The following is a 14,842-nucleotide window of genomic DNA, read 5'->3' as shown; positions in this document are numbered from 1 at the left end:
CGCCTAGGCGGCGTTCTCCCGTTTGGCCGCCGACAGCAGGTCCCGGGCGCCCAGGGCGGCCAGGATGAACGCGTAGTCCCAGGCGCGGTCCTTCCAGGCCTCGTACCGCCCGGAAGCCCCGCCGTGGCCGCCGTCCATTTCGATCTTGAGCACAATAGGTTCGCTGCCGGTGGTGGTTTCGCGCAGCTGGGCCACCCACTTGGCCGGTTCCACGTACAGCACACGGGTGTCATTGAAGCTGGTGACGGCGGCGATTTTGGGATAGTCCACGGCCCGGATGTTCTCGTAGGGCGTGTATTCCTTCATGTACCGGTAGACCTCGGGGTCGGTGATGGGATTGCCCCATTCCTCCCATTCCAGGGCCGAGAGCGGCAGATCAGGGTCAAGGATGCTGGTCAGCGCGTCCACAAACGGCACCTGCGCCACGATGGCGCGGTACTTTTGCGGCGCCAGGTTCGCGACGGCGCCCATCAGCAGGCCGCCGGCCGAGCCGCCCATGGCCGCGATCCGGTCCGGATCCGCCCACCCGGACGCCGCCACCGCGTCCGTGGCATCCACGAAGTCGGTGAAGGTGTTCTTCTTGTGCAGCTTCTTGCCGTTGTCATACCAGGAGCGGCCCATTTCTCCGCCGCCGCGCACATGCGCCACCACGTACAGCACTCCGCGGTCCAGGAGCGAGAGCCTGGCTACGTTGAACCCCGGGTCCATGCTCATTTCGTAGCTGCCGTAGGCGTAGACCAGGGCCGGGTTGCTGCCGTCCCGCTGCAGGTCCGCCCGCCGGATGACGGAGAGCGGAATGCGGGTGCCGTCCGCCGCCGTCGCCCAATCACGTTCGGCTACGTAGTCCTCGGACCGGTAGCCGCCCTTCACCGGGGTTTCCTTACGCAGCTCCAATTCGCCGGTGGCCAGCACGTAGTCGTAGACCCGCGGCGGGGTAAGGAAGGAGGTGTAGCTGAGCCGCATGATCGGGGAGTCGAACTCTGCGTTGGCCAGGTTGGCGGTGTAGAGCTCCTCGTCGAAGGCCGGTTCCACCGGGGAACCCTGCGCGCCGGTGCCCAGGCCGTCAACCGGGAGGATCTGGACCCGCTCGGTGGTGTCCTTCCGGACCGAAACGAGCACATGCGTGGCGGTGACGGCTGCGCCGTTGACCCGCACGGTGTCGTCGTGGGCGATCACGGTGCGCCACTGCTGCTCGTCCAGGGGCTTGTCGAATTCGGCCTCGTCCACCAGCGAAAGCATGGAGTTCAGCGCCCCGCGGTTGTGCGTGAGGAGGTACTGGCGGCGGCCGTCAAGGGTCAGCGGCTCGGCCTCGTAAAGGATGTGTGCGCTGCGGGGAATCAGGGTGCGGACCGTGTCCGTGGGATCGGCGAAGTCCAGCACGCGGTATTCGCTGTATTCGGAGCTGCTAATGCCGATCAGCAGCTGCCTGCGGTCTGCGGAGAGGTCGAAGCCGGTCCACATGGCAATGTCGTCTTCCTGGTAGATCACGACGTCGTCCTCGACCGGGGTGCCCAGGGTATGCGCCTTGATCTGGTACGGCCGCCAGGAATCATCCACCACGGTGTAGAAGACGCGGGTGCCGTCCGGGGCGAAGGCCAGCGAATAGAAAACGTTGGCAATGGTGTCCGGGAGCAGCTCCCCGGTGCGCAGGTCCTTGATCCGCAGGGTGAAACGCTCGTCGCCGGCGTTGTCCTCGGAGTAGGCGAGCAGGTTGCCGTCCTCGGTCACGGCCAGTCCGCCCAAGGAGAAGAACGGCTTGCCTTCGGCTTCCACGTTCCCGTCCACGAGGATCTGTTCGCCTTCCACCGGGACGCCCGGCAGGACGGCGGGCGGCGTCCAGTCGGCGTCGAGGTCCCCGGTGTCTTGGGCGGCGGTGCGGCAGTGAATGGCGTACTGCTTGCCCTCTTCGGTGCGGGTGTAATACCACCAGCCCTTCTTGCGGGCCGGAACGGAGAGGTCCGTCTCCTCAGTGCGGTTCTTGATCTCGTTGAAGATCTCCTCGCGCAACGGCTCCTGATCGGCCGTGATCTCGGCGGCGTACGCATTCTCCGCGGTCAGGTGGGCAACCACCTCGGGGTTTTCCTTCTCCCGCAGCCACTCATAGTTGTCGATGAAGGTGTCACCGTGGTGGGTGCGTTCAGTCGGGACTTTCTTGGCAACCGGGGGCTGGGGAGTAGTCATGCTTCGAATATATCCATCCGGGCCGCGGCGTCGAAGGACCGCGCTGGCGTTATGCTCGCGGCTTAGCCCGCGGACCCCCGGCGTCAGCGGGCGGGGATGTAAAGCACGCTTTACATCTCCGGAGTCGGCATGGCATGCTCCAGGCCATGACTTCCGAGACGAAGGGCGGCCGCACCCGCCTCCTGACGATTTGTGCGGCCGCAGCAAGTGGTGCGGCCGCCGGTGCGCTCCTTGGCTGGGCCGCGGCGCTGCGGACCGGTGGGGACCCGGCGCTGTATGTGCCGGTCTTCGCCGCGGCGGTGGGCCCGGTAGCGGCGGCGGCGTTCTGGATGCTGGTGCTGAACGCCGGGGAAACCCGCCGGCTGGACACGGCCTCGGCCGCCGACGTCGAACGCTCCTGGACGCGGGATGCCGCAGCTGCGGCATTCACGGACCTGATAGTGCTGCTGGCCGCCGGAGTGGTGGTGCAGGCAGTGGCAGGTTGGGCCGCGCCGCTGCCGCTGTACTGTGCGGCCGGGCTGGGGGCTTGGACACTGCGTTATGCCGTTGCCCGGCACCGGAATTCTTAGGCATGGAGAACCGCGTGGCCCAGGAGCGGCTGCGCCTGGGACTATCACAGGTGCAGTTGGCCGAACGCCTGGGGGTCTCCCGGCAGACGGTGATTTCCATCGAGAAGGGCAAATTTGATCCGTCCCTGCCGCTGGCCTTTAGCCTGGCCCGCGTGTTGGGCCGGCATATTGAAGACCTGTTCCTGCCCGGGGGCTAGTCGCCCAGCAGCAACCAAGCGCACAGCGCTCCCACGCTGAGGAAAAGCAGCCAGTTCACCGCCACGACCAGGAGGGTCGAGGTGAAGGGCCGCGGCGGCATCTCGCGGTGGGGGAGCAGTACCGGTTCCGGCGCCGGGCCCTTGCGGAACTGCCCCCAGAGGCTGGTGCCCAGCAGGACGGTGCCCCCTGCCAGGGCCAGCGGAAGTGCCGGCAGCGAGAATAGGACCAAGTGCGGTGCAGCCAGCAGGAGGACGGCTTCCACCACCAGGCAGGCTGCGAGGAGAAGGGTCGGACGCCGCAGCGAACGCCAGGTGGGATTGCGTGCGTAGAGCGGGCTGACCCCGGCAACAACCAGGGCGGTGAAGGCCAGCAGCAGGCCCGGCGCAGTGACGTTGACGGTAGCGGCATCGGAGGTCACCGCGGCCGCCACGGCGAAAAAGCCCAGCAGTCCCAGGAGCGTTGGCACAATGACCACCGCTGCCGAACGAACGGCCGGCCGTTCCTCCCGGTCCTCGGGCCGCGGTCCGGGAAGGGCAGCACCGGACGGACCAACACCGGCAGGGCCAGCCCCGGCAAGGTCAGCACCGGCCGGACCAACACCGGCCGGGTCAGCCCCGGCAGGGTCAGCCCCGCCCGGAGCAGCACCTGCAGGGGCGCCCGGTATCCGGCGCCCGGCATCGGGTTCGGGGGTACCCATGGTAATCCTCTCCGCGTTGAACTCTCTGTGTTCAGTTTTCCATAGGGTCTTGACCCTCGTATCCACTCTCCATATTCTGAACGAACGGTCGGTAAATAATACGGTCGGTAGCAATACTGCCGTCCACTGAGGCGGGGATTCAATGCCTGCGGCGCGTTGCACCGGGTGCGGTTGGGACGAACGCGGTTGGGACGAGTGCGGTTGGGATGATGAGCATGGAAAATATGGGCCGGACAGCTCTCAGTGCGGAGACCGGAAGCGGTTCCGGCGGGCAAGAACACTTTGACAGGCTGATCGCCGCCGACACACGGGTGGAACCGCGGGACTGGATGCCGGATGCATACCGGAAAACCCTCGTGCGGCAAATCTCCCAGCACGCACACTCGGAAATCATTGGGATGCAGCCGGAAGGGAACTGGATTTCCCGGGCGCCCTCGCTCAAGCGCAAGGCCATCCTGATGGCCAAGGTCCAGGACGAAGCCGGACACGGACTGTACCTGTATTCCGCAGCTGAAACCCTGGGCACGCCGAGGGAACAGATGACCGAAGACCTCATTGCCGGCAAGGCCCGCTACTCGTCGATCTTCAACTATCCCGCTCTGACCTGGGCGGACATGGGGGCAATCGGCTGGCTGGTGGACGGCGCGGCCATCTGCAACCAGGTCCCGCTATGCCGCGCCTCCTACGGACCGTACGGCCGGGCCATGGTTCGGATCTGCAAGGAAGAATCCTTCCATCAGCGGCAGGGTTTCGAGATCCTGCTGGAACTTGCCCGCGGCACCGAGCCCCAGCGGGAAATGGCCCAGGATGCGATCAACCGGTGGTATGCCCCATCGCTGATGATGTTCGGCCCGCCCGACGACGATTCCCCCAACTCGCGCCAGTCCATGGCCTGGAACATCAAGCGCTTCTCCAACGACGAACTGCGCTCCCGGTTCGTGGGCATGATCGTGGAACAGGTCAAGGTGCTGGGCCTGACGCTGCCGGACCCGGACATCCGCCTCAATGACGAAAGCGGCAAATGGGAGCACGGACCGTTGGACTGGGACGAGTTCCGTGAGGTCCTCGCCGGCCGCGGCCCCTGCAACTCCCAGCGGCTGGCACGCCGCCGCGAAGCGCACGAAGACGGCGCCTGGGTCCGTGAGGCCGCTGCGGCCTACGCCGCCCGGCAGTCGGCCCGGCAGTCCCGGGAAGGAGCGGCATAGCCATGACGGGTGGATCTACAACCGGCGACGACGGCTCCCGTCCCGCCGCTCAGGCGGCCCCGGAGACTCAGGCGGCCCCCGCGACTGAGACTGCCGCCGCCGCGGCCCCAGTTGCCCCGCAGCCTGCCGTCCCGGCCGGTGCGTGGCCGCTCTGGGAAGTCTTCGTCCGTTCCTCCCGCGGCCTGTCGCACGTCCATGCCGGGTCCCTGCACGCCCCCGATGCCCAGATGGCCGTGCGGAACGCCCGCGATCTCTACACCCGGCGGAACGAGGGCGTCTCGCTTTGGGTGGTCCCGGTGTCGGCCATCATTGCCAGCGACCCGGACGCGAAGGGGCAGTTCTTCGAGTCCCCGCAGGGCAAGGACTACCGGCACGCCACCTATTACACGGAATCCGAAGGGGTGAAGCACCTGTGAGCTCGGACAGCGCCACCCGGATTACCCCGGGCAACGCCCTGCGCCCGGAAGACATTGCCGCCGCCGGAACCCGTGCACCCGCCGAGGTGGCCGAATATGCGCTGCGGCTGGGCGACGACGCGCTGGTGCTGGCCCAGCGGCTCGGCTGGTGGATTTCCCGTGCCCCGGAACTTGAGGAGGACGTGGCGCTGGGCAACATAGCCCTGGACCTGATGGGCCATGCCCGCTCCTTCCTGACCTACGCCGGCAGCGCCGACGGGCGGACCGAGGATGACCTGGCCTATTGGCGCGGGGAATCCGGGTTCCGCTCTGCGCACTTGATGGAGCAGCCCAACGGTGACTTCGCCCGGACCATTGCCCGGCAGTTCGCCGTCTCCTTCTACCAGTTCGAGCTGTACAGCGCCCTGCAGCACTGTGCTGACGCAACCCTGGCCGCCATCGCAGCGAAGGCGGTCAAGGAAGTGGACTACCACCGCGACCACAGTGCCCAGTGGGTGCTGCGGCTGGGGCTGGGCACCGACGAGTCCCGTCGCCGGATGATCCGGGCGCTGGAACTGACCTGGCCCTACGTGGGTGAACTGTTCGACGACGACGCCCTGGTTACCGCCCTGGGGGACCGGGCCGTGCTGCCGTCCACCCTCAAACCGGCCTTCGAACGCAACATTTCCGCCGTGCTCCGGGAGGCCGAGCTGGAGGTGCCCATGGTCCAGCCCGCGCCCGGCGGCGGACGGCAGGGCCGGCACAGCGAGCATCTCGGCTATATGCTCGCGGAAATGCAGGTCCTGGCCCGTGAACACCCGGGTGCCACGTGGTGAGCGTGATGGAATCCGCCCTGCGCCCGGCAGACCCCGCCGCAGCGGCGGCCTGGGATGTGGCCGCCACGGTGTGTGATCCGGAGATTCCCGTGCTGACCATCGAGGACCTGGGGGTCCTGCGCCGGGTGGAGGTTTCCGGGGCCGGGGTCCAGGTGGCCATCACCCCCACCTATTCCGGCTGCCCGGCCATGGACGCCATCACCGAGGACGTCACCGCAGCCCTGCACCGGGCCGGATACACCGGAGTGCAGGTCCGGTTGGAGCTGGCCCCGGCGTGGACCACCGACTGGATGAGCAGTGCCGGCAAGGCGAAGCTGGACGCCTACGGCATCGCCCCGCCGTCGGGACGCGCCGCGGCCGGCCCCGTCCGGGTGGGACTGAGCGTGAAGTGTCCGCAGTGCGCCTCGCTGAATACCCGCGAACTGACCCGCTTCGGGTCCACCTCGTGCAAGGCGCTGTGGGTCTGCGGCGACTGCCGTGAACCGTTCGACTACTTCAAGGTGCTCTAAAGATGTCCGTCCTTCCCGCGGCACCCGTCCGGCGTGCCGTTTTCCATCCGCTGACCGTTGCCGCAGTGCGCCGGCTGACCGAAGACGCCGTCGAGGTCACTTTCGCGGTGCCGCCGGACCTGGTGGATTCGTACCACTACCTGCCCGGGCAGTATGTTGCCCTGCGCAAGGTTTTGGACGGCACCGAACTGCGGCGCAGCTACTCCATCTGCGCCGAGCCACGCCCGGGGGAGCTGCGGGTGGCAATCAAACGGGACCTGGGCGGACTGTTCTCCTCCTGGGCCAACGAGCACCTGTTGGCCGGGGATGCGCTGGACGTGATGAGCCCGGCCGGCAGCTTCACTTCGCGCTCCCTGCCCGCCGCCCTTTCCGACGCATACAGCGGGGGCCCCGCCGGCATGCCGGCACACCAGCAGGTTGAGGGGCAGGTGTTTGCCGCCGTGGCCGCCGGCTCCGGCATCACCCCGGTCATTGCCATTGCCCGGACCATCCTGGCCTCTTCGGACACCACCCGCTTTGACCTGGTCTATGCGAACAAGGCCGCCATGGACGTGATGTTCCTCGAAGAGCTGGCGGACCTGAAGGACCGCTACCCGTCCCGGTTCGCGCTGCACCACGTGCTGTCGCGTGAACAGCGCATTTCTCCGCTGCTCTCCGGCCGGATCGACGCCGCGAAACTCACGGCACTCATCGGTACGGTCCTGCCGGCCGATGCTGTGGACGAATGGTTCCTCTGCGGGCCGTTCGAGCTGGTTCAGCTGTGCCGCGATGCCTTGTCCGCACGCGGAGTCGATCCGGCCAAAGTCCGGTTCGAGCTGTTTACCACCGGCCGTCCGGACCGGCCGGAAGGCTCATCCGGCCGTCCCGTTGTGCCGGACAGCTCGGGCGAAAACTACGGCATCACCTTCCGGCTGGACGGGCTGCAGGGGTCGGTCTCCAGTCCGGTCCATGCCCGGGAATCGATCCTGAATGCGGCCCTTCGGGTGCGCCCGGACGTGCCGTTCGCCTGTGCCGGCGGCGTCTGCGGGACCTGCCGCGCCAAGCTTGTGGCCGGCACCGTGGAGATGGAAGAGAACTACGCGCTGGAACCGGAAGAGCTTGCAGCCGGTTACGTGCTCACCTGCCAGAGCCGGCCCACCAGCACCGAAGTCAACGTGGACTACGACGCCTAGGAGGCACCGATGATCGAGCTGAGCATCAGGGACGGGGTGGCCGAGGTCCTGCTGAACGCCCCGCAGAAACTCAACGCCTTGGATTTCGAGGCACTGGGTGAGCTGGGACGGGCCTACGACGACGCCGCGGCGGCCGGTGTGCGCGCACTGCTGCTGCTCGGGGCGGGTCGCAGTTTCTGTGCCGGCCGGGACATCTCGGGGGTAAACCCTGCGGATGATGATGCGCGGGGTTACCTGGTGGAGGGCGTAAAACCGCTGCTGCGGAAAATGTCCGCTTTCCCGGCGCCAACCTTCGCTGCCGCGCAGGGCGCCTGCCTCGGGGTTGGCCTGGGTTTGCTCGCGGCCACCGACGTCGTCTACGTAGCCGCGGACGCGAAGATCGGCTCGCCGTTCGCGAACCTTGGGGCGGCCCTGGATTCGGGCGGGCACTGGCTCTTCACCGAACGGCTCGGCCCGCACCGCACCCTGGACCTGATCTACACCGCCGAGTTGATGAGCGGCACCGAAGCAGTGGCGGGCGGCCTGTTCAGCCGCGCCCTGGAACCTGCCGGCCTGCTCGCACAAACCCGGGAAGCCGCAGCCCGGGCAGCGGCCGGCCCCGCCCGGGCGCTGCTGGCCTCCAAGGCGCTGGTGGCGGAGATCCGGGACCGGCGGTTGGGCTTCTGGGAGGCGCTCGATGCCGAAAACGAGGTGCAGGAGCGGCTGAGCAGGACACCGGATTACGCTGAGGGATTTGCAGCATTCAAGGAGAAGCGCAAGCCGGTGTTCCGGCGCTGAGCGGCGTCCCGGATCCCCTCCGGAAGCGCACGGAAGCACCGGGGATTGCGTCCCGGCTTGTGATGCGGCACGCACCGGGCTAGGTTGGAAGAGAACTCGTAAGCATGCTTACAACCGTGCTTGCCGGGACCAGGAAACAGACCAGGAGGCGGAACATGGCCGACAGCTACAACCCGAACAACGATCCGGCTAATCCGGATAAGCCCAAGGACGCGCAAAAGGGCGCCGGGACCCAGGAGGGCACCGGCAACCATGAGCACAGCGAGGCAAAAGCCGGTAGCACCAACCCGGATCCCCTGGATGGCAACATCACCGGGTTGGAGCCCGGCGGCGGTGTTCCCCCGGGAGAAACCCCTCCCGCAGAAGACCAGATGAGCACTGATCAGGGCCACGACGAGAACTGACCCCGCCCCCGCGGCACCACGGCGCCTGCAGCAGTTGCTGCGGGCGCCGTCGTATGCCGCGGCCATGTTTGCCTCCACCCTCTCGTAGACCGGGCCGTTTCAGGCCGGCTTGAACTGGTGGAACGGCACCCGGAGGCGCCCGTGCCGCCGTTCCGTCCCGGTGCCGGATGGCTCATTGCCGGGCGCCAGCCCGTCTAGGTTTGAGCGCAACATTTACCAGCGGCGGAAGCCGCCTTCGGTGTTCAGTACCTGGCCGACCATCCACCGGCCTTCGTCGCTCACCAGCCAGGCGACGAGCCGCGCCGGATCGTCGGGTTCCCCGAACCGGCCGCCCGGGAAGTGGGCCAGCACGGCCTCCAGTTCCTCCGAGGGCCGGTCCCTGGTGGCGTCGTCGAGGTAGCCGGTGTTGACCGGTCCCGGATTGACGGTGTTGAGGACTATGCCGCGGCCAATCAAGTCGTCAGCCACCGAGGCCGTGATCCCGGCCAGTGCCCCCTTCGACGTCGCGTAGGCGATTTCCGCAGGCATGGGCCCCTTGGACTGTCCCGAGGTCAGCCAGATCACCCGCCCGCCGGGGCGTCCGTCATGCTGTTCGGCGAAGTACCGCGTGGCCAGCAGGGTGGAGCGCGTGTTCACCTGCCAGTGCGCGTCCAGCTTCTCCGGCGTCATCTCCAGCAGGCGCCCGTCGCTGCCGCTCATTGCATGGTTGCAGACCAGGATGTCCACGTGTCCGAATGCGTCCCGGGCAGCGTCGACGAGCTGCCGGGCGCCGTCGGCCGGGGCCAGGTCCATCCCCGCATGGTCGAGCCGGGCATCACCGACCAGTTTTCCGCGCAGCTCCCGCAGCAGGTCGTCGATCGAATCGGCACCCCACGGCTGGGCCTCGTCGTTGGGGGCATAGTGCTGCACGAACAGGTTGGCACCCATGGCGGCCAGCCGGGATGCAATGGCGTAGCCAATGCCCCTGCGCCTGCTGACACCTGTGACGACGGCGGTCCGTCCGGACAACGGGAAAGCGGAGGACGGGAAAGCGGAGGACAGGACAGCGGAGGACGGGACAGCGGAGGACAGGACAGCGGAGGACGGGACAGCGGACGGTACGGCAGCGGAAGTCATTCGCCCAGCGTAAGGCGTCCCGGCGGCGGGCCGTTTGTCCTAGCGGGTGTCGCGTTCCTCGAAGACCAGGAACGTCTGGGTATCCAGGACCCCGGGCATGGACTGCAGCTGGTCGAAGATGACCCGCCGCAGGTGGACGTTGTCCTCGGCCCGGACCAGCACAATGACGTCGAAGGAACCGCCCACCAGCGCGATGTGGTGGATTTCCGGGATATCGACGAGCCGGTCCTTCAATTCCCGCCAGGCATGCTGGCGGACCTTCAGGGTGACATAGGCGGAGGAGCCCAGTCCGGCCTTTTCCGGATCCACCAGGGCGGTAAATCGGCTGAGGACACCGGTGTCGGTGAGCCGTGCGATCCGCGAATAGGCGTGCGCCCGGGAAATGTGCACGGCCTGGGCCACGGCGGTAAAAGACGCCCGGCCGTCGGACCTCAGGACGGCCAGGATCTTCCGGTCAATATCGTCCAGCACCTGTGTTGGCTTCGGTGTTGCTGTGGTTGCCGGTGTAGCTGCCATAATGTCCACGCTCTCCCCAAGTAATCTGCGTCACATTTGCAAGGTGTCCATCAGATTACTCCCGGCCGTCCAATGCGTCCAAGATTTCCGCGGATGCTGGCTATGCCTGCGCGCCGGTCAGCATACTGGCAAGACAGAAGTTCCCGCGTGCAATGACGCCGCGGGCACTGAAGGACGGAGGCTCGTAATGACCATCTCTCCCGGACGTCCGCCCCAGGCGGCCCCCTCCTCCAACGGCGTGCCCGACGCCGCATCCGGCGCCGCTGTGCAGAACCTGCTCCCGTCGGACACCCCGGTGCAGCTGATCGATGCCAACGGCACTGCCTCTGTGCACCCGAGCTACCTTCTGCCCGCCGGAGACGCCCTGCTGGACGCCTACGCGCAGCTGGTGACCGGACGGCGGATCAATGACCAGGCCAACGCGCTGGTGCGCCAGGGGCGGATGGCCGTGTACCCCTCATCGCACGGGCAGGAAGCATGCCAGGTTGCCGCCGCCGCGGTGCTTCGGGACCAGGACTGGCTCTTTCCCACGTACCGTGACAGCGTCGCCGTCATGTCCCGAGGCGTTGACCCGCTGCAGGTGCTGACCCTGCTGCGCGGGGACTGGCACAGCGGTTACGACCCGTATGAACACCGGGTGGCGCCGCAGGCCACCCCGCTCGCCACGCAGCTGCTGCACGCCGTCGGTGTTGCCCACGCAGCCAAGCTGAAGGGCGAGGACACTGTGGTCCTGGCGCTGTGCGGAGACGGCGCCACCAGCGAGGGGGACTTCCACGAGGCCCTGAACTTCGCCGCCGTATTCCACCTCCCCGTGGTCTTCTTTATCCAGAACAACCAGTACGCCATCTCGGTGCCGCTGCGGAACCAGTCCGTGGCACCTTCCCTGGCGCACAAAGCCGTGGGGTACGGGATGCCGGGGGAGCGGGTGGACGGCAACGACGTCGCGGCCCTCCTTGCCGTCCTGGGTGCAGCGGTGGAGCGGGCGCGGGAAGGCGGCGGCCCGGCCCTGGTGGAAGCGCATACCTACCGGATGCAGCCGCACACCAACGCCGACGACGCCACCCGGTACCGCACCGCGGAGGAAGTGCAGGACTGGGTGCCCCGGGACCCGCTGGCCCGGACCCGGACCTACCTGCGCGTACTGGGGCTGTTGGACGATGCACGGGAAACCGAGCTCGCGGCCGACGCCGAAGCGGTTGCCGCCACTATGCGCGACGGCCTGAACGCCGACGTCGTTCCCGACCCGCAGGAGCTGTTCGAACACGTGTATACCCGGCGCACCCCGCAACTGGCCGAGCAGGCCCGGCTGCTGCGCAGCGAACTTGACCGCGGCTGACCGAAAGGCGCACACCATGGCAGCAACCAGCACGCAGGCCCGGCCCGCAGGGGTGCCTGCACCGGAGACCGACGGCGGCCCCCTGACCTTTGCGAAGGCGCTCAACGCGGCGCTCGCGGACGAGATGGCCGCCGATCCCGCGGTGGTGGTCTTCGGGGAGGACGTGGGTCCGTTGGGCGGGGTCTTCCGGATCACCGACGGCCTGACGGCCCGCTTCGGCACCGACCGCTGCTTCGACACCCCGTTGGCCGAATCCGGCATTATGGGCATGGCAGTGGGCATGGCGATGAACGGATTGCGGCCGGTGGTGGAAATGCAGTTTGACGCCTTTGCCTACCCGGCGTTTGAGCAGGTGGTCAGCCATGCGGCCAAAATGTCCAACCGCACCCGCGGCAAGGTAAAGCTGCCGCTGGTGATCCGGATTCCCTACGCCGGCGGAATCGGCGGAGTGGAACACCACTGCGATTCCTCCGAGTCCTACTATGCGCACACCCCGGGCCTCACCGTGGCGGCCCCGGCCACCGTCGCGGACGCGTATTCGCTGCTGCGCGCCGCGGTGCGGCTCAACGACCCGGTGGTCTTCCTGGAACCCAAAAAGCTCTACTGGGCGAAGGAAACCGTTGATCTGCCGGCACTGCGCCGCGCCGCCGATGATGCCGTGCGGACCGGGACCGAGGCAGCCGGCGGCATCGGCACGGCCGCCGTTGCACGTTCCGGAACGGACGCCACCCTGATTGCCTACGGGCCGTCGGTCTCCACAGCCCTGGCCGCCGCAGCTGCCGCTGAAGCGGAAGGGCGGTCCTTGGAAGTGATCGACCTGCGCTCCATCGTCCCGTATGACGACGCCACCGTGGATGCCTCGGTGCGCAGGACGGGGCGGGCCGTGGTGATTGCCGAAGCACCGGGGTTCGCGTCTGTCGCCTCCGAAATTGCGGCGCGCGTGCAGGAACGCTGCTTCCACTCCCTTGCCGCCCCGGTGCTGCGGGTGACCGGTTTCGACGTGCCTTACCCTGCGCCCAAGCTCGAGCACTGGTTCCTGCCCGGCGTGGACCGGATCCTGGAGGCCGTGGACGAGCTGCAGTGGGACGAAGGGGACGCCGGTGACGAGGGGGTCGTCGAGACGGAAACCCGCGCAGAGGCGGGAGGGCCGCGATGAGTGTGCGTACTTTCCTGCTGCCGGACCTGGGCGAGGGCCTTACCGAAGCCGAGCTGGTCAACTGGCTCGTTGCGGTTGGCGACACCGTGGCGGTGGACCAGCCAGTGGCGGAGGTGGAGACAGCCAAGTCCCTGGTGGAGGTTCCGTCCCCGTTCGCCGGGCGGGTGGCGCAGCTGCACGGCAGCGCGGGAGAGAGCGTCGACGTCGGCCGTCCCCTGATTTCGGTGGATACCGCGCCTGCGGGGCCGTTGGCCGCCGAGCCGTCGCAGGGGGACACCGCGAATGCCGCTTCAGCCGGGCTGGGAACAGCGCCTGCTGCCGGACTGGAAACCGCTGCGGCGGTGGGAACTGCGGAAGCGGCGGCTTCCGCGGCGGGGGAGGCCTACCGGCAGGAGGAAAAGGCCGGTTCCGGAAACGTGCTGATCGGCTACGGCACCCCGGCAGCAGGCCGGGCGCCGCGGCGTACCCGCGCACCCAAGCGTCGAGCCGGTGGGCCGAACCCTGCGGAGCGCGGCGCCGCCGGCGGATCGGCGCAGCAGCATCCCGGCACTGAAGCTCCGCGCTGCATCTCGCCGCTGGTGCGCCGAATGGCCCGGGACGCAGGTCTGCGGTTGACGGGTCTCACCGGGACGGGACCGGACGGCCTGATCCTGCGACGCGACGTCCAATCGGCCCTGGCAGCCAAGTCTGTTCCGGGCCGGATGCCGGCCAACGGTCCTGTCGCGGGCATCATCGCCACAGTGCCCGTGGCCCCTGCCCCGGCGGCCCCTGCCCCGGCGGCCCCTGCCCCGGCGGCCCCTGCCCCGGCGGCCCCTGCCCCGGCGGCCCCTGCCCCGGCGGCCCCTGCCCCGGCGGCGGTTGCTGCCCCGACGGCGGTTGCGCTGGCCCCTGCGGCTGGCACGGCGGCCACAATACCGGCCGGACCCCGGGATCCCCGGACCGGACTGGCCATCACCAGCCGCACCCCTCTACGGGGTCTGCGCCGCACGGCAGCCGCGACCCTCAGCCGGAGCCGCACCGAGATCCCCGAGGCCACCGTCTGGGTGGACGTGGACGCGACCGCCCTGGTGGAACTGCGTGCCGACCTGGCGCGGGACGGCCAGGGCGTTCCGTCGCTGCTGTCCTTCCTGGCCCGGTTCACCCTGGCCGGGCTGGCCCGCTACCCGGAACTGAATACCCGCTACGTTCCGGCCGGGGAAGCGGCTGCGGAATCTGCAGGCGCCGGCGCCCGTCCCGGTGGACAGTCCGGCACCCGCCCGGGCGCAGCCTCAGGGACAGCGTTCCGCGGGGGAGCCGAAGCGGCGGTCGAGGCCTTCGACGGAGTGAACCTGGGCATAGCGGTACAGGCTCCGCGGGGGCTCATGGTGCCCGCGGTACGGCGCGCCGATTCGCTGTCAACGCGCGAGCTGGACACCGAAATCCGCCGGCTGACCGCTGCGGCACAGGAGGGACGTGCCACCGCTGCCGAATTGACCTCGGGCACCTTCACCTTGAACAACTACGGGGTGTTCGGCGTGGACGGCAGCGCCGCCATCATCAATTACCCCGAATCGGCCATCCTCGGCGTGGGCCGCATCATCGACAAACCGTGGGTGGTTGACGGCCGGCTGGCTGTACGCAAAATGACGGAGCTGACCCTGGTCTTTGACCACCGGGTCTGCGACGGCGGCACTGCCGGCGGGTTCCTGCGGTACGTGGCCGACGCCGTCGAAAACCCGGCCCGGGTGCTGGCCGACCTGTAGCTGCCAATCCGAAACGACTGACCTGTAACGACT

Annotated in this window: 16 protein-coding genes; 12 read left to right on the top strand and 4 right to left on the bottom strand. The window is 68.3% G+C overall.

Features of this window, described 5'->3' with window-relative positions; genetic code table 11:
* Positions 1-3 precede the first annotated feature (3 nt).
* Positions 4-2,181 carry a S9 family peptidase gene (locus LJ754_RS02785; RefSeq protein ID WP_227925243.1) on the bottom strand — a complete coding sequence of 726 codons (2,178 nt, stop codon included), beginning with the start codon at positions 2,179-2,181 and terminating at the stop codon, positions 4-6.
* Positions 2,182-2,327: 146 nt separating this feature from the next.
* Here LJ754_RS02785 and LJ754_RS02780 point away from each other — a divergent pair, with 146 nt between their 5' ends.
* Positions 2,328-2,750 carry a hypothetical protein gene (locus LJ754_RS02780; protein ID WP_227925241.1) on the top strand — a complete coding sequence of 141 codons (423 nt, stop codon included), beginning with the start codon at positions 2,328-2,330 and terminating at the stop codon, positions 2,748-2,750.
* A 2-nt stretch (positions 2,751-2,752) separates the two neighbouring features.
* Positions 2,753-2,947, top strand: a complete 195-nt coding sequence (locus LJ754_RS02775) for a helix-turn-helix transcriptional regulator (protein WP_227912673.1) — start codon at positions 2,753-2,755, stop codon at positions 2,945-2,947.
* On the opposite strand, the gene LJ754_RS02770 is transcribed toward LJ754_RS02775, so the two are convergent.
* A complete protein-coding gene (locus tag LJ754_RS02770; protein WP_227925239.1) occupies positions 2,944-3,645 on the bottom strand; it encodes a hypothetical protein in 702 nt (233 codons plus the stop codon). The two genes, LJ754_RS02775 and LJ754_RS02770, sit on opposite strands and share 4 nt — an antisense overlap.
* A gap of 215 nt (positions 3,646-3,860) precedes the next feature.
* Between LJ754_RS02770 and paaA the strand changes: the two genes are divergently transcribed.
* The 7 genes from paaA (at position 3,861) to LJ754_RS02735 (ending at position 8,943) form a co-directional block, all read left to right on the top strand.
* Positions 3,861-4,850, top strand: coding sequence for a 1,2-phenylacetyl-CoA epoxidase subunit PaaA (gene paaA, locus LJ754_RS02765; RefSeq protein ID WP_227925428.1), 990 nt, complete (start codon positions 3,861-3,863; stop codon positions 4,848-4,850).
* A 2-nt stretch (positions 4,851-4,852) separates the two neighbouring features.
* Positions 4,853-5,266: a 1,2-phenylacetyl-CoA epoxidase subunit PaaB gene (gene paaB, locus LJ754_RS02760; protein ID WP_227925238.1), complete on the top strand. Its 414-nt coding sequence runs from the start codon at positions 4,853-4,855 to the stop codon at positions 5,264-5,266.
* Positions 5,263-6,081: a 1,2-phenylacetyl-CoA epoxidase subunit PaaC gene (gene paaC, locus LJ754_RS02755; RefSeq protein ID WP_227925237.1), complete on the top strand. Its 819-nt coding sequence runs from the start codon at positions 5,263-5,265 to the stop codon at positions 6,079-6,081. Before paaB ends, paaC begins: the two co-directional genes overlap by 4 nt.
* Before the next feature lie 5 nt (positions 6,082-6,086).
* On the top strand, positions 6,087-6,590 hold the full coding sequence (gene paaD / locus LJ754_RS02750; RefSeq protein WP_227912946.1) for a 1,2-phenylacetyl-CoA epoxidase subunit PaaD: 504 nt from the start codon (positions 6,087-6,089) through the stop codon (positions 6,588-6,590).
* Positions 6,591-6,592: 2 nt separating this feature from the next.
* Complete coding sequence (paaE, locus tag LJ754_RS02745) at positions 6,593-7,762, top strand: 1,2-phenylacetyl-CoA epoxidase subunit PaaE (protein WP_227925235.1); 1,170 nt, start codon at positions 6,593-6,595, stop codon at positions 7,760-7,762.
* A gap of 9 nt (positions 7,763-7,771) precedes the next feature.
* The gene (locus LJ754_RS02740; RefSeq protein WP_227925234.1) at positions 7,772-8,539 is read left to right on the top strand and encodes an enoyl-CoA hydratase/isomerase family protein; all 768 of its coding nucleotides are present in this window, start codon (positions 7,772-7,774) and stop codon (positions 8,537-8,539) included.
* A 155-nt stretch (positions 8,540-8,694) separates the two neighbouring features.
* Entirely contained in the window at positions 8,695-8,943 is a 249-nt protein-coding gene (locus tag LJ754_RS02735; RefSeq protein ID WP_227912680.1) for a DUF6480 family protein, read from the top strand.
* A gap of 213 nt (positions 8,944-9,156) precedes the next feature.
* Here the strand turns inward: LJ754_RS02735 and LJ754_RS02730 are convergent, their stop codons facing one another.
* Positions 9,157-10,059, bottom strand: a complete 903-nt coding sequence (locus tag LJ754_RS02730; protein WP_227925232.1) for an SDR family oxidoreductase — start codon at positions 10,057-10,059, stop codon at positions 9,157-9,159.
* Between the two features lie 39 nt (positions 10,060-10,098).
* Entirely contained in the window at positions 10,099-10,575 is a 477-nt protein-coding gene (locus LJ754_RS02725; RefSeq protein WP_227912682.1) for an Lrp/AsnC family transcriptional regulator, read from the bottom strand.
* 187 nt (positions 10,576-10,762) lie between these two features.
* On the opposite strand from LJ754_RS02725, the gene pdhA reads away from it, so the two are divergent.
* Genes pdhA through LJ754_RS02710 form a run of 3 tightly spaced genes read left to right on the top strand, consistent with a single transcriptional unit; the run spans position 10,763 to position 14,809 of the window.
* Entirely contained in the window at positions 10,763-11,911 is a 1,149-nt protein-coding gene (gene pdhA, locus LJ754_RS02720) for a pyruvate dehydrogenase (acetyl-transferring) E1 component subunit alpha (protein ID WP_227925230.1), read from the top strand.
* Between the two features lie 16 nt (positions 11,912-11,927).
* Entirely contained in the window at positions 11,928-13,067 is a 1,140-nt protein-coding gene (locus LJ754_RS02715) for an alpha-ketoacid dehydrogenase subunit beta (protein ID WP_227925228.1), read from the top strand.
* Entirely contained in the window at positions 13,064-14,809 is a 1,746-nt protein-coding gene (locus tag LJ754_RS02710; protein ID WP_227925226.1) for a dihydrolipoamide acetyltransferase family protein, read from the top strand. The genes LJ754_RS02715 and LJ754_RS02710 overlap by 4 nt, the downstream gene beginning before the upstream one ends.
* Positions 14,810-14,842: the final 33 nt, after the last annotated feature.

It is taken from the genome of Arthrobacter sp. zg-Y40 (assembly GCF_020731535.1).
GTDB lineage: Bacteria > Actinomycetota > Actinomycetes > Actinomycetales > Micrococcaceae > Arthrobacter_B.
The sequence above is the reverse complement of the archived record's forward strand: the minus strand, read 5'-3'. Positions and strand labels throughout refer to the sequence as shown.